This window comes from Enterobacter sp. 301B, from assembly GCF_003850715.1.
Classification (GTDB): domain Bacteria; phylum Pseudomonadota; class Gammaproteobacteria; order Enterobacterales; family Enterobacteriaceae; genus Enterobacter; species Enterobacter intestinihominis.
Genome location: NZ_PQTC01000002.1, coordinates 125178 through 146669 on the forward strand (window position 1 = coordinate 125178; position 21492 = coordinate 146669).

The following is a 21492-nucleotide window of genomic DNA, read 5'->3' on the forward strand; positions in this document are numbered from 1 at the left end:
ATGCGACACAGTATAAATAATAGAAAAAGTCAGAATTTTGATATGAATCGGGATTGCACGAATCAGTATTAATCCCTCAGGAGGAGGGAACGCAGCCCGGCGGCCTTATTTTCGATCTCCTGCCACTCCTGCTCTGGATCGGAGCCGCTGACGATGCCCGCCCCCGCATAAAGACGCAGCGCGGCGTCATGAACGCGGGCGGAGCGTAATGCCACGCAGAACTCGCTTTGATCGCGCGATAAATAGCCCGCCGATCCGGCGTACCACTCCCGGTCAAACGGCTCCACTTTCGCAATAAATTCTCGCGCTGCCTGACGCGGCAGCCCGGCCACCGCCGCCGTCGGTTGCAGAATATGCAGACACTGCTCGTCATCAGATTGTTTGAGTTCGGTCCAGATACAGCGGCGTAAATGCTGCACCTTGCGCAGACGCAGCACCTGCGCTGGGAGGATCTCCAGCGTCCGGGTATGGTGCTGAAGACGCTGGCAGATATCTTCCACCACCAGCATATTTTCCCGCTGATTTTTGTCGTCGTTCATCAGCCAGTCGCCCAGACGCTGGGCCTGCTTATCGTCAGAATGGCTGGCGACGGTGCCTGCCAGCGCTTCAGTGCGCAGCAGCATGCCGCGTCGCCGCCAAAGTCGCTCGGGCGTCGAGCCGAGGAACGCGTTGCAGGCGTCAAAGACCATACAAAAATGATAGCAGTTGAGGTTCAGCGCGCGGCTGGCGGCCATTAGCGCGATGGCGTTCACGGGCTGCTGGCACTGCACGTCTGTAGCACGTGCGAGCACCACTTTCTCAAAATCGCCGCGAGCAAGGGTATCCGTCGCCTGACGAATCAACGCCAGCCATTCCGGTTTTTCCGGATGATGGGTTTCCTGCACAATCTGCACGGACAACGGGCGGATCGGCGCGGCGTCGCGCAGGTTATCAATAAACTTCAGTGCGTCACCGGCATCGTCACACAGCGACGTTTCGCTCCACAGTTGCAGGCGCAGCGTGGCGACCCCGCCAGACCGTCGCCAGAGAAGGCGCGGTAAAAACAGCTTTCCCTGTGCCGGGTTGAAGGCGTTCAGGCCGCAGATACGGGTATCATTGGCTACGTCATGGGTGTGCAAAAACCGGGAGGCCGAGGCCAAAGAGTCAAAATGGGCGAGGCTTCCGAGCGCGGCAAGTTCTTCATCACCGCTCCGCTGTTGCCAGTAAAACTGGGGATAGCATCGCTGCACACCCAGCCAGGCCAGCGGATCGAAGGCGTCGTTTAACGGGAAAGAGACATCGAAATGGCGTAAACCGGGTGTAGCGGGTAACGCTTGCGCAAGCTGAGTGCGCAGGCGTTCCAGCGCGATGGAAATCGAATGCACGCGAACCTCTCCCTGTTAAAACCTTACATTATACGGGGTACTGATGATAAATAGCAGTACCCACGTGTAGGGAGGGGTTTACCGGCTTAACGACGGGCTAACAGCAGGCCCAGCACCAGCCCTACGGCCGCACCGACCCCAATGCCCTGCCACGGCTTTTCGTGCACATAATCGTCGGCACGATAAACCGCCTGTTTGGCGCGGTAGTAGTAATTGTCGGATGCGTTGCTGACGCGGTTTTTCACGTCATGCAGCGCCTGCTCGGCGCGGGCTTTGAGCTCAATGTACTTCTGATCGGCAGGATCGCCTGAAGAGCGCAGTACTTCTTCCAGCGTTTCGCTTAACAGCGTTAAATCGTCGTCTGCTCGGGTATCCCAGGATTGAAATGACATATTTTTCTCCATGTTAGTACACCAGTCCGATAACTATAGACAACGTCTCGCTATTGCGCCTGTTTCGCTTCGCGCGCCATACCGATGTGTGGGATGCCATCTTCATCGTAAATGTCCGTGACCGGGGTAAAACCAAAATGGCCATAGAATGATTGCAAATGCGCCTGCGCGCCCAGGTATAACGCCTTGTCTGGCCACCGTTTCTGGCATGCGTCCAGCGTTTTTTCCATCAGCTGATAGCCCAGCTTTTCACCGCGCGCGCTTCCGCTGATAATGACGCGGCCAATGACGACAGGGTCAAAATCCTCTTCGCTTTTCAGAATCCTCGCATACGCCACCAGCTCGTTATCGCGCCAGCCGAGGATGTGCCGGTTCTCGCCGACCAGGTCATCGCCGTCGATATCCTGATACGGGCAGGTTTGTTCAACCACAAAAACTTCGCAGCGCAGTTTGAGCAGGGCGTAGAGTGACTGAATAGTCAGTTCGCTGTGGTGTAGATCTTGCCACTGGATCATGTGTTTCTCCTTCCTGGGGTTCATCACGTTATACTAAACCCCTTCCCATTCGGCAAAGGGCTGATTGCGTTATGGAACTGATTTTTCTGGGTACGTCCGCGGGCGTGCCAACCCGCTCACGAAACGTGACGGCTATTCTGCTGGATCTTAAGCATCCTACCCGCGGCGGGCTGTGGCTGTTTGACTGCGGCGAAGGTACGCAGCATCAGTTGCTGCATACCTCATACCACCCGCGGAAAGTGGATAAAATATTTATCACCCATCTGCACGGCGACCATCTGTTTGGCCTGCCGGGCCTGCTGTGTAGCCGTTCGATGGCCGGTAACGCTAACCCGCTGACCATTTATGGCCCTGCGGGTATTCAGGCATTCGTTGAGACCACGCTGCGCCTGAGCGGCTCGTGGACCGACTATCCGCTGGAGGTGGTTGAGATCGGCGAAGGTCTGGTGTTCGACGACGGAGATTACCAGGTGCGCGCTTACCCGCTTAACCATCCGGTGGAATGCTACGGTTATCGCGTTGAGGAGCATGATAAGCCCGGGGCGCTGAACGCCGCCGCGTTGCAGGCCGATGGGGTGAAACCTGGCCCGCTGTTCCAGCGTCTGAAGCACGGCGAGACCGTCACGCTGGAAGACGGGCGCGTCATCAACGGTCAGGATTACCTTGCGCCGCCGCAGCCGGGCAAAAAACTGGCTATTTTTGGGGATACCGCCCCCTGCCCTTCGGCGCTCCGGCTTGCCGGGGGTGTGGATGTGATGGTGCATGAGGCAACGCTGGAAGCGGCGATGGAAGAAAAAGCCAACAGCCGGGGGCACAGCTCAACGCGTCAGGCTGCGCAGCTGGCGCGCGAGGCTGGCGTCCGGAAACTGATTGTCACTCACGTCAGCTCACGCTATGACGTCCGCGGCTGTGAAAGCCTGCTGGCAGAGTGTCGGGAGGTGTTCCCCGCATGCGAGCTGGCGGAAGATTTTGCTCAGGTCAGCGTTTAGTCCTTCATTTTTCCCTCAGGGTGCCGATAACGATTAAAAGGCCAGCATTTCTCTTGAGGGTAGAATGGATAATTTCCAGAAAGATATTGATGACAGGGCGAACCTGACCCAGTCCAACCGTTTTGAACTGTTGCTGTTCCGTCTTGGCACCTCTCTGAACGAAAATAAATCCGAGCTGTTCGGCATCAACGTGTTCAAACTGCGCGAAATTGTGCCGATGCCGACCTTCACCAAACCAGCGGGAATGAAGTCTCCGCTGATGGGGATGGTAAATATTCGCGACCAGGTGATCCCGGTGATCGATCTGGCCGCCGTCGCCGGCTGCAAGCCAGCCACCGGGCTAAACATTTTGCTGATCACCGAATATGCCCGCAGCGTGCAGGCGTTTGCCGTGGAATCGGTGGAGAACATCATGCGTCTCGACTGGAAGCAGGTGCACGCCGCGGAAACCGCCGTCAGCGGTCGCTACATCACCAGCATTGCCTGTCTGGACGATAAGACCGATACCAACGATCTGGCAATGGTGCTCGACGTGGAGCAGATCCTGTATGACATCACCCCGGCGAACCACGATCTGCACGCCACCCATCTGGAAACCACCAAATTCAACATCAAGCCTGGCTCTGTCGCGATTGTTGCTGAAGACTCGAAAGTAGCGCGCTCAATGCTGGAGAAGGGATTGCAGGCAATGGAGATCCCGGCTCAGTTGCATATCACCGGCAAAGACGCATGGGAGAAAATCACTCAGCTTGCCGCGCAGGCTCAGGCTGAGGGCGTCCCCGTTACCGATAAGATTGCCCTGGTATTAACCGACCTCGAAATGCCGGAGATGGACGGCTTTACGCTGACGCGCAAAATCAAAACTGACCCGGTACTGAAAGATATTCCGGTGGTGATCCACTCGTCTCTTTCCGGCAACGCGAACGAAGATCATATACGCAAAGTAAAGGCTGACGGCTATGTGGCGAAGTTTGAGCTGAATGAGCTGTCGTCGGTGATTGAAGAGGTGCTGGACCGCTCGATGAAGAAGATTGACGGGCCGCTTATAAGCAGGAAGCAGTTAGCTTAGTCGGGTGGCGCTTCGCTTACCCGACCTACAAGACCTGTAGGCCCTGCAAGCGTAGCGCCGCTGGGCAATAAAAAACCCGCCGAGGCGGGTTTTTTGCTTTTACATCAGCGGCATCGCGCGCTGCACAATCTCAATCAGCGGCTGCGGATAGATACCGAAGATTAGCACCAGAAGCGCGGAGATCAGCACCACGATCCCCCCGGCGCTGTACTGCCAGTTGGACGGCGCATCACGGTTGAGCTGCTGAGGCGCACTCAGGTACAGGCTCACAGCCACACGCAGGTAGTAGTAAAGACCAATCGCGGAGCCGATAACGACACCGGCAGTCAGCCACCACAGACCCGCCTGCACACCGACGGCCAGCACGTAGAACTTACCGATAAAGCCCAGCGTCATCGGGATACCCGCCAGAGAGAGCATCATCACGGTCATTACCGCAGACAGAATCGGACGGTGCCAGAACAGACCACGGTAGGAGAACAGGGAATCTGCATCCGGGCCACGGTACGGGCTGGACATCAGGCTCACCACGCCGAACGCGCCGAGGCTGCTGAACAGGTAACCGGCCAGATACACACCCACGGTTTCCATCGACATCTCACCGCTTTGCAGCGCAATCAGCGCCACCAGCAGGTAGCCCAGATGGGAGATTGAGGAGTAGCCCAGCAGACGCTTAATGTTGGTCTGGCTCAGCGCCATCAGGTTACCGAAGATGATGGAGACGAACGCGATAATGCCCAGCACCACGCGAACCGCTTCGCTGTCACCCACCGGGGCGTACAGGAACAGACGCATGACCACGCCAAAGATAGCGATTTTACTCGCCGTCGCCAGGAAGGTAGAGACCGGCGCTGGCGCACCCTGATAAACGTCTGGCGTCCACAGGTGGAACGGCACCAGAGAGAGTTTAAAGCCAAGGCCTACAATCATCATGCCCAGACCCGCCAGCAGCAGCGGCTCGTGCATCATACCGTCGCCGAGGCTCTTACCGAGCGCCAGGAAGGAGAGGTTACCCGTCTGTGCATACAGCAGCGCGATACCGAACAGCAGGAACGACGACGCAGCAGCGGACAAGATGGTGTACTTGATCGCCGCTTCCAGAGAGCGCTTCTGACGGAAAGCGTAACCAATCAGGCCGAACAGCGGCAGTGAGATCAGCTCAATACCGAGGAACAGCGCGGCCATGTGGTTCGCGTTCGCCAGCAGAATGCCGCCGAGCGCGGCAATCAGTACCAGCAGGTAAAACTCTTCTTTGTTGTCGTTATACCCTTCGAGCCACGGGTACGCAAAGGTACAGGTTGCCAGGCTCGCCAGCAGCACCAGACCGGTGTAGAGCATGGCGTAGCCGTCAACGCGCATCAGCGGCGTGACGTCCATTGCGCCCGCCTGGCCAACAAACCAGAGGGAGACTAACGCAGCGTTCAGACCCAGAACGGACAGGGTCGCATTCAGGAAGTGATTGCGTCGCCACGCAATGGAGAGCATCACAACCACCACCGTCAATCCGACGATCAGCAGCGGTAGCAGCGCGATCAGTTGTTGTGGAGTTATTGTCATGGCGAATTACGGCCTTGTAGTAGAAGCAGAATTAACAAACCACTGCTGGATGTTACCCATCGCGGAGTGCGAGGTATCCAGAATCGGCTGCGGATAGAAGCCCAGCAGCACCAGCAGTACGACCAGCAGCAGGATGATGGACAGCTCACGCAGCGACATCCCCGGCAGTTCTTTAGCAGCAATTTCGCTCTTCGCTTTACCGAAGTAGGCGCGGTGCAGCATCGCCAGCGAGTACACGGAGGCGAACACCAGACCAAAGGTGGAGATGACGGTAATCATCGGAACCACTTTGAAGCTGCCGAACAGAATCATAAATTCGCCAACGAAGTTACCGGTACCTGGCATACCCAGGGTGGCAACCGCGAAGAACATGGAGAGTGCAGGCAGCCATTTCATTTTGCCCCACAGGCCGCCCATCATACGCATGTCGCGGGTATGCAGACGTTCGTACAGCTGACCGCACAGGATGAAGAGACCGGCAGCGGACAGACCGTGCGCAATCATCTGGATCACCGCGCCCTGGTACGCCAGCTGGCTACCGGTGTAGATGGCAATCAGTACGAAGCCCATGTGGGAAACAGAGGTGTAAGCAATCAGACGTTTGATGTCGTACTGCGTGAAGGCCATCCATGCACCGTAGAAGATACCGATCACGCCAAGCCACATGGCAATCGGCGCAAACTCTGCGGAGGCGTTCGGGAACAGCGGCAGGGAGAAACGCAGCAGACCGTAGGCCGCCGTTTTCAGCAAGATACCCGCCAGGTCAACGGAACCCGCCGTTGGCGCCTGAGAGTGCGCGTCCGGCAGCCAGCCGTGCAGCGGAACTACCGGCATTTTCACCGCGAAGGCGATGAAGAAGCCGAGCATCAGCAGGTATTCCACACCGTGGGACATCGGGGTCTTCAGCAGATCTTCATAGTTGAAGGTCCAGACGCCGGTGGCGTTGTAATGCACAAACACCAGCGCCAGGATGGCAATCAACATCACCAGACCACTCGCCTGGGTGTAGATGAAGAACTTGGTGGCCGCCGTGATACGCGTTTTACCGTCGGATGCCTTGTGGCCCCACAGCGCGATCAGGAAGTACATCGGCACCAGCATCATCTCCCAGAAGAAGAAGAACAGGAACATGTCGATGGCCAGGAACACGCCGATAACGCCGCCCAGGATCCACATCAGGTTCAGGTGGAAGAAGCCCTGGTATTTTTCGATTTCTCGCCAGGAGCAGAGTACCGCCAGAACGCCGAGCAGACCGGTCAGCACGACCATCAGCAGCGACAGACCGTCAATCGCAAGGTGGATTGTGATACCGAAACGTGGGATCCACGGCAGAATGAACTCAGACTGCCACTGCGGAAGGCCCGCAGACTGGGTCAATGAGTAGCCACCCTGCAACCACATTTGCAGGCCAAGCGCGAGCGTCAATCCCATGGTGATCAGCGCGATCCAGCGCGGCATCTTCACGCCAAAGCGTTCAGTCTGCCAGCACAGGAAGCCGCCGATGAAGGGAATTAATATTAGCCAGGGTAATAACATGGCGATTTTTATTCCTTGTTAAAGTCCCTCAGGGACCGATTTTCAACGAATTCGACAAAATTCACGTGTTAGTGCGGTTTGTGGTGTCGGGTGACGCTCACGCTTACCCGACCTACGGTCTCGTAGGCCCGGTAAGCGCAGCGCCACCGGGCAAAAACCACTATCGCAACACCATCAGCAGCGCCAGCACGACAACCGCACCGATGCTCATGGATGCCACATACCAGCGCAGATAGCCGTTCTCGCTGTACAGCAGGCCTTTACCTGCAAAGCGAGAGAGGATCGCCGGGATATTCATCAGGCTGTTCAGCGGATCGCGCTTCAACAGCCACGCAATGCCCAGGAACGGCTTCACGAAGATCATGTCGTACAGCCAGTCGAAGCCCCATGCGTTGTACCACCAGGTGCCCAGCAGACGGCCCGGCGCGCTGTTGGCAACGGCAGTCACCAGCGTGCGTTTGCCCAGCCACAGCCATGCGGCAATCAGGATGCCCGCGATAGCCACAACGCCCGAGGTGATTTCAAGCGTCAGAACGCGACCGTGCTCAAGCTCGGTTGTTGCCGGCAGTACGCCCTGCAACGGTGGCACAATCATCGCGCCAACGAAGGTGGAGAGTACCAGCAGCACAATCAGCGGCAGGTGGTGGGTAATCCCCTTCCCTGCGTGGGCGTGAATTTGTTCTTTACCGTGGAAGACGATGAAAATCATACGGAAGGTGTACAGGGAGGTCATAAACGCACCGACCAGACCCGCAACCATCAGATTGATATGACCATTCGCCATGGCGCCCGCCAGGATTTCATCCTTACTGAAGAAGCCTGCGGTAATCAGCGGCAGTGCCGCCAGCGCCGCGCCGCCTACCAGGAAGCAGACATAGACCAGCGGGATGGACTTACGCAGTCCGCCCATTTTGAAGATATTCTGCTCGTGGTGGCAGGCCAGGATCACCGAACCGGATGAGAGGAACAGCAGCGCTTTAAAGAACGCGTGCGTCATCAGGTGGAAAATGGCTGCGTCCCACGCCTGCACGCCCAGCGCCAGGAACATGTAACCAATCTGGCTCATGGTGGAGTACGCGAGAACGCGTTTGATGTCGGTCTGCACCAGCGCGGCAAAGCCTGCCAGCACCAGCGTAACCGCACCGACGATACCCACCAGATGCAGAATTTCCGGGGTCATCAGGAACAGGCCATGGGTACGCGCAATCAGGTAGACACCGGCGGTGACCATGGTCGCGGCGTGGATCAGCGCGGAGACAGGGGTTGGACCCGCCATCGCGTCGGCAAGCCATGTCTGCAACGGCAGCTGTGCGGATTTACCCACAGCACCACCCAGCAGCATCAGCGTTGCCCACCACAGCATGTTGTTGCCTGCTTCGAAGTGCGCTGGCGCCAGTTCCACCATTTCGCGGAAGTTCAGCGTGCCCAGTTCGTTGTAGAGAATGAACAGCGCGAAAGCGAGGAAGACGTCACCCACACGGGTCACGACGAACGCTTTCATGGCCGCTGCGCCATTCTTCGGATCGGTGTAGTAGAAACCGATCAGCAGGTAAGAGCACAGACCCACGCCTTCCCAGCCCAGATACATCAGCAGCAGGTTATCGGCCAGCACCAGTACCACCATGCTGGCGATAAACAGGTTGGTGTAGGCGAAGAAGCGGGAGTATCCCTCTTCACCGCGCATATACCAGGAGGCGAACATGTGGATCAGGAAGCCGACGCCGGTGACCACGGAGAGCATGGTCAGAGACAGACCATCCAGCACCAGGTTGAAACCGATGTTGAAGTTACCGACCGACATCCAGTTCCACAGCGGCACGCTGTAGGCCTGACGTCCATTGTTAAAGAAATCGATACCCGCATACGCTGTCACCAGCGCAGCCAGACCGATTGAGCCAATGCCCACGGTGGCAGACAGATTCTCAGACCAGCGGCCGCGAGAAAATGCCAGCAGCACGAAGCCAATCAGCGGAAAAATAATGGTTAAGGCAAGCATGTTCATCCACGCAACTCACTTACTGAATCGATGTTCAGGTTCTGGCGGCGACGATGGAGCTGCAGCAACAGCGCCAGGCCAATACTCGCTTCGGCAGCCGCGAGGCTGATGGCGAGAATGTACATCACCTGACCGTCGGCCTGGCCCCAGTAGCTGCCGGCGACCACAAAGGCCAGCGCGGAAGCGTTGATCATGATTTCCAGACCGATCAGCATAAACAGCAGATTGCGGCGGATAACCAGACCGGTTAAGCCCAGAACGAACAAAATCGCAGCAAGGATCAGTCCATGTGTTAAGGGGATCATGCGCGCTCCTCCGTTTTTCTTTTCGCACGGTCATCAGTGCGGTTGCTCAGCACCTCACCCACACGTTCTTCGCGACCGACGTGGAAGGCAACAACCAGGCCCGCCAGCAGCAGCATAGAGGCCAGTTCAACCGCCAGAACGTACGGACCAAACAGCGCAATACCAACAGCCTTGGCGCTGATTGGCGTGCCGTCAATGCCCTGGTCGTTAACGCCCAGAATAGCGTAAACAATCACCACCAGCATGATGGCCGACAAAATTGCCGGGCCAATCCACACCTGCGGTTTTAACCATTGACGTTCCTGCTCAATTTCAGAGCCGCCCAGGTTGAGCATCATCACCACGAACACGAACAGCACCATAATGGCACCCGCGTAGACGATAATTTCCAGCGCACCGGCAAAATGCGCGCCCAGCGCAAAGAACACCCCGGAAATAGCCAGCAGCGAAATGATTAAATACAGCAACGCATGCACCGGATTGGTATGCGTGATCACTCGCAGCGTAGCCAGGATGGCGATAAGGCCACAGATATAAAAAGCGAATTCCATTGCCCTCTCCTTACGGTAACAGGCTCTTGACGTCGATAGGCTTAGCTTCGTTCTCTGCTTCGCCCTTATCTTTGCCGTCGATTGCCATACCCGCCATCCGGTAGAAGTTATATTCCGGGTATTTGCCCGGACCGGAAATCAGCAGATCCTCTTTCTCGTACACCAGGTCCTGACGCTTGTACTCACCCAGCTCGAAGTCTGGAGTAAGCTGAATCGCCGTGGTTGGGCACGCTTCTTCACACAGACCGCAGAAAATGCAGCGTGAGAAGTTGATGCGGAAGAACTCAGGGTACCAGCGGCCGTCTACCGTCTCGGCTTTCTGCAGAGAGATACAGCCTACCGGACACGCTACCGCACACAGGTTACAGGCTACGCAGCGCTCGGAACCGTCCGGGTCGCGCGTCAGCACGATACGGCCACGGTAGCGCGGCGGCAGATATACCGGCTCTTCCGGATACATCCGGGTTTCGCGTTTGGCAAACGCGTGCAGGCCGATCATCCAGATACTGCGTACCTGGGTGCCAAAGCCTACGAGTAATTCTTTTAAGGTCATGATCTCAAAGCCCCTTATGGCTGCTGCCAGAGAATGACAGCCGCCGTTACCAACAAGTTGACGAGCGTCAGCGGCAGGCACACTTTCCAGCCGAAGGACATTACCTGGTCATAACGCGGACGCGGTAAGGACGCACGAATCAAAATGAACATCATCATGAAGAACGCGGTTTTCAGCGCGAACCAGATGAACGGCGGTAAGAACGGGCCATGCCAGCCACCAAAGAACAGCGTTACCATCAACGCGGAAATGGTGACGATACCGATGTACTCGCCCACGAAGAAAAGACCGAATTTCATACCGGAATATTCAATGTGGTAACCGTCGGCCAGTTCCTGTTCGGCTTCTGGCTGGTCAAACGGGTGACGGTGACACACCGCCACGCCCGCGATAGCAAAGGTCACAAAACCAAAGAACTGCGGGATAACGTTCCAGATGTCGGCCTGGTTGTTGACGATGTCGGTCATGTTGAATGAACCGGCCTGCGCCACCACGCCCATCAGGGAGAGCCCCAGGAATACTTCGTAGCTCAGCGTCTGCGCGGAAGCACGCATCGCACCCAGCAGCGAGTATTTGTTGTTACTGGACCAGCCTGCGAACAGCACCGCGTACACCGCGAGGCCTGCCATCATCAGGAAGAACAGAATGCCGATGTTCAGGTCAGCCACCACCCAGGTCGGGCTGACGGGAACGATAGCAAACGCCAGCAGCAGCGAGGTAAAGGCGATCATCGGTGCCAGCGTAAAGATCACGCGGTCCGAGAAGCGCGGAACCCAGTCCTCTTTAAAGAACATCTTGATCATGTCCGCCACCAGCTGGAGTGAACCACCCCAGCCCACGCGGTTCGGTCCGTAACGGTTCTGGAACAGACCGAGCAGACGACGTTCACCAAAGCTCATGAACGCGCCGCAGGTGACGACCACCAGCAGAATGACGACCGCTTTCAGAATGCTCAGCAGGATGTCGATAAGATCCGGCGTTAACCAACTCATGCTTTTGCCTCCTGAAGGTTATCAAGATGCGCACCCGCCAGGACCGGCGCGATGCCAGGCATACCCATCGGCAGACCCACCTGCCCTGCTGACAGGCTTTCAGAAATAATCAGCGGCAGGCTGATTGTCTGGCCGTCGTAGCTAAAGGCAATGTTCGCACCCGCGTTAACGCCAAGCTTCGCGGCATCCGCCGGGTTGAGCTTGATGTACGGCTGCGGCATACGCTGCTGGAATACCGGAGAACGCTGGGACATTTCGTCGCTACCGAACAGATGGTAGTACGGCGCAATACGCCAGTGGCCTTCCTGTGCCTGGAAACGTTCCGGAACGGTAGAGAAGAAGTCCAGACCGGTTTCGGAGGCTTCAATCAGACGCACGCCCGGATCGCCGTGGCGCAGATGACCACCCACTTCAGCCTGGAATTTGTTCCATGCCTGCGGGGAGTTCCAGCCCGGTGCCCATGCAAACGGGATTTGCGAACGCGGCGCAGACGGCTGGTTGTTCCCTTCCATCGAGAAGGCGAACATGGTGTCTTTATCCTGCGGCTGACGCGGTTCGTGCACGCTGATGTTGGCACGCATCGCAGTACGACCGCTGTAGCGGTGCGGCTCACGCGCCAGTTTCTGGCCGCGAATACGGAAGCTTGCGTCAGGCGCGGCGTCTTTAATGCCCGCCAGCTGAGGCAGTTTCTCAACAACCGCGTCGATAACGTGGTCGAGCTGCGTCCAGTCCACTTCACGGCTCTGCACGGTGCTGTGCAGAGAGTGCAGCCAGCGCCAGCTTTCCAGCATCACGGTGTTGCTGTCGTAGTAGGCCGGGTCATAAACCTGGAAGAAGCGCTGTGCGCGGCCTTCATTGTTGATCACCGTCCCGTCGCTTTCTGCGAAGCTTGCAGCAGAGAGCACCAGGTGTGCTTTGTCCATGATCGCGGTGCGCTGATGGTCGATAACCATCACCAGCGGTGCTTTGGAGAGCGCGGCGTCAACGCGAGCGGCGGAAGCGTGGCGATGCAGGTCATTTTCCAGCACTACCACCGCATCAGCAGAACCGGATTCCAGTTCGCTTAACGCTTCTTCCAGCGAGCCGCCGCCAATCATGCCCAGTCCGATGCTGTTCACCGCACGGGCAATCATGGTCACACCGACGTCAGCGCCACGGCCCTTCAGGGCTTTGGCAACGTTCGCTGCGGCCTGAATGATTTCAGCGCTACCGGCGTTGGTACCGGAAATAATCAGAGGTTTCTTCGCCCCCGCCAGCGCCTGAACAATCACGTCGACCTTGTTCTGCAGGTCGCGATCCAGTTCAACGGCCGGCGAGTTGCTGTCCAGCGCGTGGGCAATGGCAAAGCCGAGGCGCGCCTGATCTTCAACCGGTGCGCAGTAGGTCCACGCGGCGATATCGTCCAGACGGGTGTTGTCGACGTTAGTCACAAACAGAGGATGCTTCGCGCGCTGGCCGATGTTGAGGATCGCCGCAATCTGCCAGTCAGCCACTTTCTGCGCCGCTGCCATTTCACGTGCTTTACCCTTCACCGCCTGACGAACCGCCAGAGCCGCGCGTGCGCCGGTCTGCGTCAGGTCTTCCCCGAGCACCAGAACCGCATCATAGGATTCGATTTCGCGCAGCGCAGGCGTGTGTATACCGCCCTCACGCAGCACTTTCAGCACCAGTTGCAGACGTTCCTGCTCGCCATGGGCGATACCGGTATAGAAGTTTTCCGCCCCAACCAGCTCACGCAGTGCGAAGTTGCTTTCGATGCTGGCGCGCGGGGAGCCGATGCCGATCACTTTCTTCGACTGGCGCAGAATATCTGCCGCGCCCTGCATCGCCTGTTCAGCGTTGAGGGTAATGACGTCGTCGCCACGGCGCTGAACCGGCTGACGCGGACGGTCTTTCAGGTTCACATAGCCATAGCCAAAACGACCGCGATCGCAGAGGAAGTAGTGGTTAACGGTACCGTTGTAACGGTTTTCGATACGACGCAGTTCACCGTAACGTTCACCCGGGCTGGTGTTACAGCCGAGGGAGCACTGCTGGCAGATGCTTGGCGCAAACTGCATGTCCCATTTACGGTTGTAACGCTCGGAGTGGGTTTTATCCGTGAACACGCCGGTCGGGCAGATTTCTACCAGGTTACCGGAGAATTCGCTTTCAAGCGTACCGTCTTCCGGACGACCGAAGTAAACGTTGTCATGCGCGCCATACACGCCCAGATCCTGACCGTCTGCATAATCTTTGTAGTAACGCACGCAGCGGTAGCAGGCGATGCAGCGGTTCATTTCGTGAGAGATGAACGGCCCCAGATCCTGATTTCGGTGAGTACGCTTGGTAAAGCGATAGCGACGGAAGCTGTGACCAGTCATGACGGTCATATCCTGAAGGTGGCAGTTACCACCCTCCTCACACACCGGACAGTCGTGTGGGTGGTTGGTCATCAACCACTCCACTACGCTTTCGCGGAACTGTTTGGCTTCTTCGTCATCAATCGAAATAAAAGTGCCTTCGGTGGCTGGCGTCATACAGGACATCACCAGTCGACCACGCGTGTCTTCCGCGTTTTGATATTGCTTCACCGCACACTGGCGGCAAGCACCGACGCTGCCCAGCGCCGGATGCCAGCAAAAGTACGGAATATCGAGGCCAAGAGACAGACAAGCTTCCAGCAGGTTGTCCGCCCCGTTGACTTCGTATTCTTTGCCGTCTACATGAATCGTAGCCATTAGCATGCTTCCAGTTGGCTCGGCCGAAACCGAGCGTTAATCAAAATTCTGTTTTTACCAGCGTGCTTTCAGCAGGTTCGGCTGAATACCATTGATAGAATGGGTATTGCTGAACGGCTGCTTGATGCCTGCTTCGAATTCGTCGCGGAAATATTTAATCGCGCTCTGCAGCGGCTCGACGGCACCCGGTGCGTGGGCACAGAAGGTTTTACCTGGCCCTAAGAATCGACACAGTTGCTCAAGTGTCTCGATATCGCCAGGCTGGCCTTCGCCACGTTCGATAGCGCGCAGGATCTTCACGCTCCACGGCAGACCGTCACGGCATGGTGTACACCAGCCGCAGGACTCGCGGGCGAAGAACTCTTCCAGGTTACGCACCAGGGATACCATGCCGATCTCGTGGTCGACGGCCATCGCCAGCGCGGTACCCAGACGGCTGCCTGCTTTACCAATGCTTTCGAACTCCATTGGCAGGTCAAGGTGGGCTTCGGTTAAGAAGTCTGTCCCTGCCCCACCCGGCTGCCAGGCTTTGAATTTCAGGCCATCGCGCATGCCGCCGGCGTAGTCTTCAAGAATTTCACGTGCGGTGGTGCCGAACGGCAGCTCCCAGACGCCAGGATTCTTCACGCGACCGGAGAAGCCCATCAGCTTGGTACCGGCATCTTTACTTGATGAGATGCCCTGATACCACTCCACGCCGTTCGCAAGGATAGCCGGAACGTTACACAGGGTTTCGACGTTGTTTACACAGGTCGGTTTACCCCACACGCCGGAGCTTGCCGGGAACGGTGGCTTGGAGCGCGGGTTCGCGCGGCGGCCTTCCAGGGAGTTAATCAGCGCGGTTTCTTCACCGCAGATATAACGCCCGGCACCGGTGTGCACGAACAGCTCGAAGTCAAACCCGGTGCCCAGGATGTTTTTACCCAGCAGTCCGGCTTCAGTGGCTTCGGCAATCGCGCGACGCAGGTTTTCAGCCGCTTCGATGTATTCGCCGCGCAGGAAGATGTAGCCACGGTACGCTTTCAGCGCGAACGCGGAGATCAGCATGCCTTCCACCAGCAGGTGCGGCAGCTGTTCCATCAGCAGGCGGTCTTTATAGGTACCCGGCTCCATTTCATCGGCGTTACACAGCAGGTAACGGATGTTCATGGATTCATCTTTCGGCATCAGGCTCCACTTCAGACCGGTGGAGAAGCCCGCACCGCCGCGCCCTTTCAGGCCAGAATCTTTTACCGCATTAACAATGTCGTCTGGCGCCATGCCGCCGAGGGCTTTACGCGCACCGGCATAGCCGTTTTTGCTCTGATATTCGTCGAGCCAGACCGGCTGTTTATCATCGCGCAGACGCCAGGTCAGCGGATGCGTCTCAGCAGTACGAATTACAGTTTTCATTTGTACTGCTCCAGCAGGTCAGGAATCGCTTCCGGCGTCAGATGGCTGTGAGTGTCCTCATCAATCATCATGGTCGGTCCCTTGTCGCAGTTACCCAGGCAGCAGGTTGGCAGCAGGGTAAAGCGTCCGTCGAACGTGGTCTGGCCCGGCTTAATATTAAGTTTCTTCTCAATCGCAGCCTGAATGCCCTGATAACCGGTAATGTGGCAGACAACGCTGTCACAGTAGCGGATCACATGGCGGCCGACCGGCTGACGAAAGATCTGGCTGTAGAACGTGGCTACGCCTTCTACGTCACTCGCCGGAATGCCCAGCACTTTTGCGATCTCATAGATCGCCCCATCCGGCACCCAACCACGCTGTTTCTGTACGATTTTCAGCGCTTCAATGGACGCCGCACGCGGGTCTTCGTAGTGGTGCATCTCGTGCTCAATGGCGGCACGCTCTGCTTCACTCAGCTCAAAAGCCTCGGTTTGTGGTTGTTGATTCTCGTGCATAATTAGCGGTCCACATCTGACATAACAAAATCGATACTACCCAGATACACAATCAGGTCGGAGACCAGACTGCCGCGAATGGCGGCCGGGATCTGCTGCAGGTGCGCAAAGCTTGGCGTACGCACGCGGGTACGGTAGCTCATGGTGCTGCCGTCGCTGGTGAGGTAGTAGCTGTTGATACCCTTGGTCGCTTCAATCATCTGGAAGGATTCTTGTGCCGGCATGACCGGGCCCCAGGAAACCTGCAAGAAGTGGGTGATCAGGGTTTCGATATGTTGCAGCGTGCGCTCTTTCGGTGGCGGCGTCGTCAGCGGGTGATCCGCCTTGAACGGGCCTTCCGGCATGTTGTTGAGGCACTGCTCAAGGATGCGCAGGCTCTGGCGCAGCTCTTCCACTTTCAGCATCACGCGGGTGTAGCAGTCGGAAACGCCGCCGCCAACCGGGACTTCAAAGTCGAAGTTCTCGTAGCCAGAGTAAGGACGGGCTTTACGCACGTCGAAATCAATACCGGTCGCACGCAGGCCAGCACCTGTGGTTCCCCACTCCAGCGCCTCTTTCGCGCCGTAGGCGGCAACGCCCTGGGAGCGGCCTTTCAGGATGGAGTTACGCAGCGCGGCTTTCTCGTAAGACGCCAGACGTTTCGGCATCCAGTCGAGGAATTCACGCAGCAGGCGGTCCCAGCCGCGCGGCAGATCGTGCGCCACGCCGCCGATGCGGAACCAGGCCGGGTGCATACGGAAACCGGTAATCGCTTCCACCAGATCGTAGATTTTCTGACGGTCGGTAAAGGCGAAGAAGACCGGCGTCATCGCGCCGACGTCCTGAATGAACGTGGAGATGTACAGCAGGTGGCTGTTAATACGGAACAGTTCAGACAGCATCACGCGAATCACATTAACGCGATCCGGGACGGTGATGCCTGCCAGTTTCTCAACGGCCAGCACGTATGGCATTTCGTTCACGCAGCCGCCGAGGTATTCGATACGGTCGGTATACGGAATGTAGCTGTGCCAGGACTGACGCTCGCCCATCTTCTCGGCACCACGGTGGTGATAGCCGATGTCAGGCACGCAGTCGACAATCTCTTCGCCGTCAAGCTGAAGGATAATACGGAATGCACCGTGCGCAGACGGGTGGTTTGGACCGAGGTTAAGGAACATGAAGTCCTCGTTTTCGGTGCCGCGCTTCATGCCCCAGTCTTCCGGCTTGAAGGTCAGCGCTTCCATCTCCAGATCCTGCTTGGCTTTGGTCAGCTCAAACGGGTCGAATTCGGTGGCGCGTGCCGGGTAGTCTTTACGCAGCGGGTGGCCGGTCCAGGTCTGCGGCATCATGATGCGCGTCAGATGGGGGTGGCCGTCGAAGGTCATGCCGAACATTTCCCAGGTTTCACGCTCGTACCAGTTAGCGTTTGGGAAAAGTTTGGTGATCGTCGGCAGATGCATGTCGTTTTCAGACAATGCCACCTTGAGCATGATATCCGTGTTGCGGTCTATTGAGATCAGGTGGTAGAAAACGGAAAAATCCGCAGCAGGGAGACCCTGGCGGTGCGTTCTCAGACGTTCATCCATGCCGTGTAAGTCAAACAGCATGACGTAAGGTTTTGGCAATTTCTTGAGGAAATCGACAACTTCCAGTAATTGCTCACGCTTCACCCAAACAACGGGTACCCCGGTGCGGGTGGCCTGAACAGTAAAGGCATCCGGCCCAAAACGGTTGCGCAGTTCGCCAATGACGGGGTCATCGAGATGATCCCGGGTCTGCCAGGCGGCTTCTTGCGCGGTTAAGTCGGTCATATTGTTCACCATTGCAAATGGTCCGTGGTGACTGTTAAGCCTGGCTTCGCGCTATTTGAGTAGTGATATGCGAAGGTGTTCTCCAGGCCCACAGGCGCAAATTAAATTTCGTCAGGCGTACGCAGGTTGGTGACGGCAATACGTTCACCACGTTTACGCTCGCGCTCAGACTGCATGTTCGCGCGATAGACACCTTGATCGCCAACAACCCAGGAGAGCGGACGGCGTTCTTTACCGATTGACTCCTGCAGCAGCATCAGCGCCTGCATATAGGCCTCTGGACGCGGCGGGCAGCCTGGGATGTACACATCCACCGGAATGAACTTATCAACGCCCTGCACAACGGAATAAATGTCGTACATACCGCCGGAGTTTGCACATGCGCCCATGGAGATTACCCATTTTGGCTCCAGCATCTGGTCATAAAGACGCTGAATAACCGGTGCCATCTTGGTAAAGCAGGTTCCGGCCACCACCATCAGGTCAGCCTGACGTGGAGAAGCACGCAGTACCTCGGCCCCAAAACGCGCAACGTCATGCACCGCAGTGAATGACGTCACCATTTCAACGTAGCAGCAAGAAAGGCCAAAGTTGTATGGCCAGATGGAGTTCTTACGACCCCAGTTGACCATATCGTGCATGGCATGTTCGAGCTTGCCCATGTACACGCTTTTGTTGACTTCTTGCTCCAGGGGGTCGGTTACGATCTCCTGTTTTTGCAGGGGGTAACGGTCATTCTCACCGTTAGGATCTATGCGGGTGAGCGTATAATCCATCTTATTGCCTCGCTGTTACTGCTGACGATTAGAGATACTGTTTTCCGGGTTGATGTGTTCACGGCGTGAACGCACAGGTGTCCAGTCCAGCGCGCCAATACGCACCAGATAAACCAGACCGGCCAGTAACACTAAAATGAAAATTGCGGCCTCGACAAAGCCCCCCCAACCACTTTCGCGAATGGAGGTAGACCACGCGAAGAGGTAAAGCGCTTCCACGTCGAAAATGACGAAGAACATGGCTACCAGGTAGAACTTGGCAGACAGGCGTAAGCGAGCGGTACCTACTGAATCAATACCTGATTCGAAAGGTGTGTTTTTGTGCCTTGCGCGGGCGCGACCGCCCAGGAACCAGCCGCCGACTAACATCAGGCAGCACAGGCCAATGGCTACAATAAGAAAGATTGCGAATGCCCAGTGATGAGCGATGACTTCTGTGGATGTTGACATACTCATTGCTTACTCATCAAAAGTGATACCGACGACACTGCTCTTGCTGGCAGATGGGCATCACATCGATTCATGGGGAGGAACAAAATAACCTTACACTAACTGTCAGAAATGAGACATAGACAGCAAAATGATGGGGTTTTTTACTCCTTTCTATAACCTTTTGTCAACTTTAACAAAGGTTTCTTCACATTAAATTACAACGTGCGATTCTCATTAACATTTGGTGCCCTTTAACCCTGGTGGGTACATGACTTTACGTCAAATGCATCTTGTTGAATCGTGTCCGTTTTGGAAGTAAAAAAAATAACCCTCCTATTTTGACAGGATTTGCCAACGATTCCTCCCCCCAAATGGGAGTATTTTCTTGATCTGAGACACGCTTTTGTTAATTCAATCAAAAAAACAGCAACATATTTCCTGTTTTTTTAACATCGGCGGGGTATTAGGCAAGTTAGAAGAGGTATCGTTTACAACTTAACCAAAAGCATTTTCTGCATTGATAAATAAGCGGTATTTGCTTTAACCCTGCTCCGTTCGCGGTTATGAATAGCAAAAAAAACCACTCGCAGGAAAAAATCATGCGAGTGGCTCTTTTTTGCACTTACATTTTGTTACGAGAATTTTGGGGGAATGATCACTCAAAATCCCTTTCCACAATCAGGGAGTCATCCCCTCCTTCCGGAGTAACAGGCGCGTACTGCCATGGATTGTGGTAGTTTTCCATTGCCTCGAATACCACTTTCGCTAGCTCGTTGTTGCTGGCGGCATTATGGCACAGCAGGTACTCCGTATCCGGCAACGACGGGAGTCCCTCAGATTGACCCAGCACACGCAGATCGGGGCTCATCATCTCCACCGGACGGGCTGTTACGCCAAGTCCGGCCTTCACTGCCGCTCGTACCGCAGGCAACGTTGACGCAACGTACGCCAGGCGCCACGGAATACGGGCTTCGTTGAGCGCAGTCAGCACCATATCGCGGAACGGACTAGGATCGTCCAGCAGGACCAGGGGTATTGGCTCACCTTTTTGCAATACGTACTCCGCGGCACAGTACCAGTGCGTAGGAGAAGTACGCAGCGTCAGGCAGTCATACTGGCCAGGTCGATGCGTGGTGACCACCAGGTCAACCTCGTTTTCTTTCAGCATCTCAACCATGAAGGCATTGCGTTTAACGCTAACGTCCAGGGCAAGCTTCGGATAAACCGAGCTAATTCGGTTGAGAAGGAAGGGCAAAATGGTATCTGCTGATTCATCTGACGCCCCTAATGTTAACACTCCCTGAAGGTTGCTAAACATTAATGACATACAGGCTTCATCATTAAAGCGCAGTATCTTTCTGGCATAACCCAGAAGCTGAATACCATGTTCTGTTAAAAGCTTATTACGTCCATGACGCGCAAAAAGCTCTTTACCAACCAGTTGTTCCAGCCGCTGCATTTGCTGACTCACGGCGGACTGGGTACGGCAAACGGCAGCAGCAGCTGCTGCAAAAGTGTTGAGATCGGCGACCGCAACAAACGTTCTCAGCAGATCGAGGTCGAGATTCATTATCGGACGATTTGCATTTATCATATCTTTTCACTTTCAGGTTGCTCGTGCGGAGCTGCCCGGGTTGAAGCTGTGTGTAACAGTTAAGCAATTCCTTCTGAAGAGTTTCCCTCGCGTCCCGGCCCGGCAGACTGCCTGACAGATAGTTATTGTACTTTGGTATATCAACAGTCAGAAATCACGTTTCATGACGTTATTTTTATTCTCTTGCGTTCAGGATATTTCGTTATCTGAAGGTAGATGTAAATTCCATTAAGAGTAAGACATGTTTTCTGCCATCTATATCGCGGCGTTGCCAGCGTAGCAAGATGTGACTTACCCAATCAGCCAGAGATTACTTTAACAATAACAATCGATTAATACAGGAAGGCAGAAGCTGATATACGTAACAAGCCTATCGCTACGCTGCATTCCCAAAACACATCTTAACCCAAATCCACTATATTTATAAGTCTTATTGCAATATAACGGATTTAACGCCAATGATAAGCAA

At 56.0% G+C, this 21492-nt stretch carries 19 protein-coding genes; 2 read left to right on the forward strand and 17 right to left on the reverse strand.

Annotation, left to right across the window (positions count from 1 at the left end; all coding sequences use genetic code 11):
- Nucleotides 1–68: 68 nt before the first annotated feature.
- The 3 genes from menF to C3451_RS02945 all read right to left on the reverse strand — a co-directional run bounded on the left by menF (nucleotide 69) and on the right by C3451_RS02945 (nucleotide 2271).
- The gene (menF, locus tag C3451_RS02935; protein WP_045620909.1) at nucleotides 69–1364 is read right to left on the reverse strand and encodes an isochorismate synthase MenF; all 1296 of its coding nucleotides are present in this window, start codon (nucleotides 1362–1364) and stop codon (nucleotides 69–71) included.
- Nucleotides 1365–1450: 86 nt separating this feature from the next.
- Nucleotides 1451–1756, reverse strand: coding sequence for a stress response protein ElaB (gene elaB / locus C3451_RS02940; RefSeq protein ID WP_022648821.1), 306 nt, complete (start codon nucleotides 1754–1756; stop codon nucleotides 1451–1453).
- Between the two features lie 50 nt (nucleotides 1757–1806).
- Nucleotides 1807–2271, reverse strand: a complete 465-nt coding sequence (locus C3451_RS02945) for a GNAT family N-acetyltransferase (protein ID WP_038416448.1) — start codon at nucleotides 2269–2271, stop codon at nucleotides 1807–1809.
- Nucleotides 2272–2342: 71 nt separating this feature from the next.
- On the opposite strand from C3451_RS02945, the gene rbn reads away from it, so the two are divergent.
- Entirely contained in the window at nucleotides 2343–3260 is a 918-nt protein-coding gene (rbn, locus tag C3451_RS02950; RefSeq protein ID WP_124304230.1) for a ribonuclease BN, read from the forward strand.
- Nucleotides 3261–3324: 64 nt separating this feature from the next.
- On the forward strand, nucleotides 3325–4329 hold the full coding sequence (locus C3451_RS02955) for a chemotaxis protein (protein WP_023306639.1): 1005 nt from the start codon (nucleotides 3325–3327) through the stop codon (nucleotides 4327–4329).
- 99 nt (nucleotides 4330–4428) lie between these two features.
- Here the strand turns inward: C3451_RS02955 and nuoN are convergent, their stop codons facing one another.
- From nuoN to lrhA, 14 genes are all read right to left on the reverse strand, one after another.
- On the reverse strand, nucleotides 4429–5886 hold the full coding sequence (gene nuoN / locus C3451_RS02960; protein WP_022648825.1) for an NADH-quinone oxidoreductase subunit NuoN: 1458 nt from the start codon (nucleotides 5884–5886) through the stop codon (nucleotides 4429–4431).
- A gap of 6 nt (nucleotides 5887–5892) precedes the next feature.
- Complete coding sequence (gene nuoM, locus C3451_RS02965; RefSeq protein ID WP_045620910.1) at nucleotides 5893–7422, reverse strand: NADH-quinone oxidoreductase subunit M; 1530 nt, start codon at nucleotides 7420–7422, stop codon at nucleotides 5893–5895.
- Nucleotides 7423–7582: 160 nt separating this feature from the next.
- On the reverse strand, nucleotides 7583–9424 hold the full coding sequence (gene nuoL / locus C3451_RS02970; RefSeq protein ID WP_022648827.1) for an NADH-quinone oxidoreductase subunit L: 1842 nt from the start codon (nucleotides 9422–9424) through the stop codon (nucleotides 7583–7585).
- Nucleotides 9421–9723, reverse strand: coding sequence for an NADH-quinone oxidoreductase subunit NuoK (gene nuoK, locus C3451_RS02975; protein WP_006176506.1), 303 nt, complete (start codon nucleotides 9721–9723; stop codon nucleotides 9421–9423). Before nuoK ends, nuoL begins: the two co-directional genes overlap by 4 nt.
- Nucleotides 9720–10274 (reverse strand): NADH-quinone oxidoreductase subunit J, encoded by a 555-nt coding sequence (gene nuoJ, locus C3451_RS02980; protein WP_006176507.1) that lies wholly within the window; start codon nucleotides 10272–10274, stop codon nucleotides 9720–9722. Before nuoJ ends, nuoK begins: the two co-directional genes overlap by 4 nt.
- A gap of 10 nt (nucleotides 10275–10284) precedes the next feature.
- Nucleotides 10285–10827: an NADH-quinone oxidoreductase subunit NuoI gene (gene nuoI / locus C3451_RS02985; protein WP_003861491.1), complete on the reverse strand. Its 543-nt coding sequence runs from the start codon at nucleotides 10825–10827 to the stop codon at nucleotides 10285–10287.
- A gap of 14 nt (nucleotides 10828–10841) precedes the next feature.
- Nucleotides 10842–11819 carry an NADH-quinone oxidoreductase subunit NuoH gene (gene nuoH / locus C3451_RS02990; protein ID WP_022648828.1) on the reverse strand — a complete coding sequence of 326 codons (978 nt, stop codon included), beginning with the start codon at nucleotides 11817–11819 and terminating at the stop codon, nucleotides 10842–10844.
- The gene (gene nuoG, locus C3451_RS02995; RefSeq protein WP_045620912.1) at nucleotides 11816–14539 is read right to left on the reverse strand and encodes an NADH-quinone oxidoreductase subunit NuoG; all 2724 of its coding nucleotides are present in this window, start codon (nucleotides 14537–14539) and stop codon (nucleotides 11816–11818) included. Before nuoG ends, nuoH begins: the two co-directional genes overlap by 4 nt.
- A gap of 54 nt (nucleotides 14540–14593) precedes the next feature.
- Nucleotides 14594–15931, reverse strand: a complete 1338-nt coding sequence (gene nuoF / locus C3451_RS03000; protein ID WP_006811381.1) for an NADH-quinone oxidoreductase subunit NuoF — start codon at nucleotides 15929–15931, stop codon at nucleotides 14594–14596.
- Nucleotides 15928–16428, reverse strand: coding sequence for an NADH-quinone oxidoreductase subunit NuoE (gene nuoE, locus C3451_RS03005; RefSeq protein ID WP_006176513.1), 501 nt, complete (start codon nucleotides 16426–16428; stop codon nucleotides 15928–15930). The genes nuoF and nuoE overlap by 4 nt, the downstream gene beginning before the upstream one ends.
- Nucleotides 16429–16430: 2 nt before the next feature.
- On the reverse strand, nucleotides 16431–18233 hold the full coding sequence (gene nuoC, locus C3451_RS03010; protein WP_003861484.1) for an NADH-quinone oxidoreductase subunit C/D: 1803 nt from the start codon (nucleotides 18231–18233) through the stop codon (nucleotides 16431–16433).
- Between the two features lie 89 nt (nucleotides 18234–18322).
- Complete coding sequence (gene nuoB, locus C3451_RS03015) at nucleotides 18323–18997, reverse strand: NADH-quinone oxidoreductase subunit NuoB (RefSeq protein WP_003861482.1); 675 nt, start codon at nucleotides 18995–18997, stop codon at nucleotides 18323–18325.
- A 15-nt stretch (nucleotides 18998–19012) separates the two neighbouring features.
- Nucleotides 19013–19453 carry an NADH-quinone oxidoreductase subunit NuoA gene (nuoA, locus tag C3451_RS03020; RefSeq protein ID WP_045620913.1) on the reverse strand — a complete coding sequence of 147 codons (441 nt, stop codon included), beginning with the start codon at nucleotides 19451–19453 and terminating at the stop codon, nucleotides 19013–19015.
- A 631-nt stretch (nucleotides 19454–20084) separates the two neighbouring features.
- Nucleotides 20085–21023 (reverse strand): transcriptional regulator LrhA, encoded by a 939-nt coding sequence (gene lrhA, locus C3451_RS03025; protein ID WP_045620914.1) that lies wholly within the window; start codon nucleotides 21021–21023, stop codon nucleotides 20085–20087.
- Nucleotides 21024–21492: the final 469 nt, after the last annotated feature.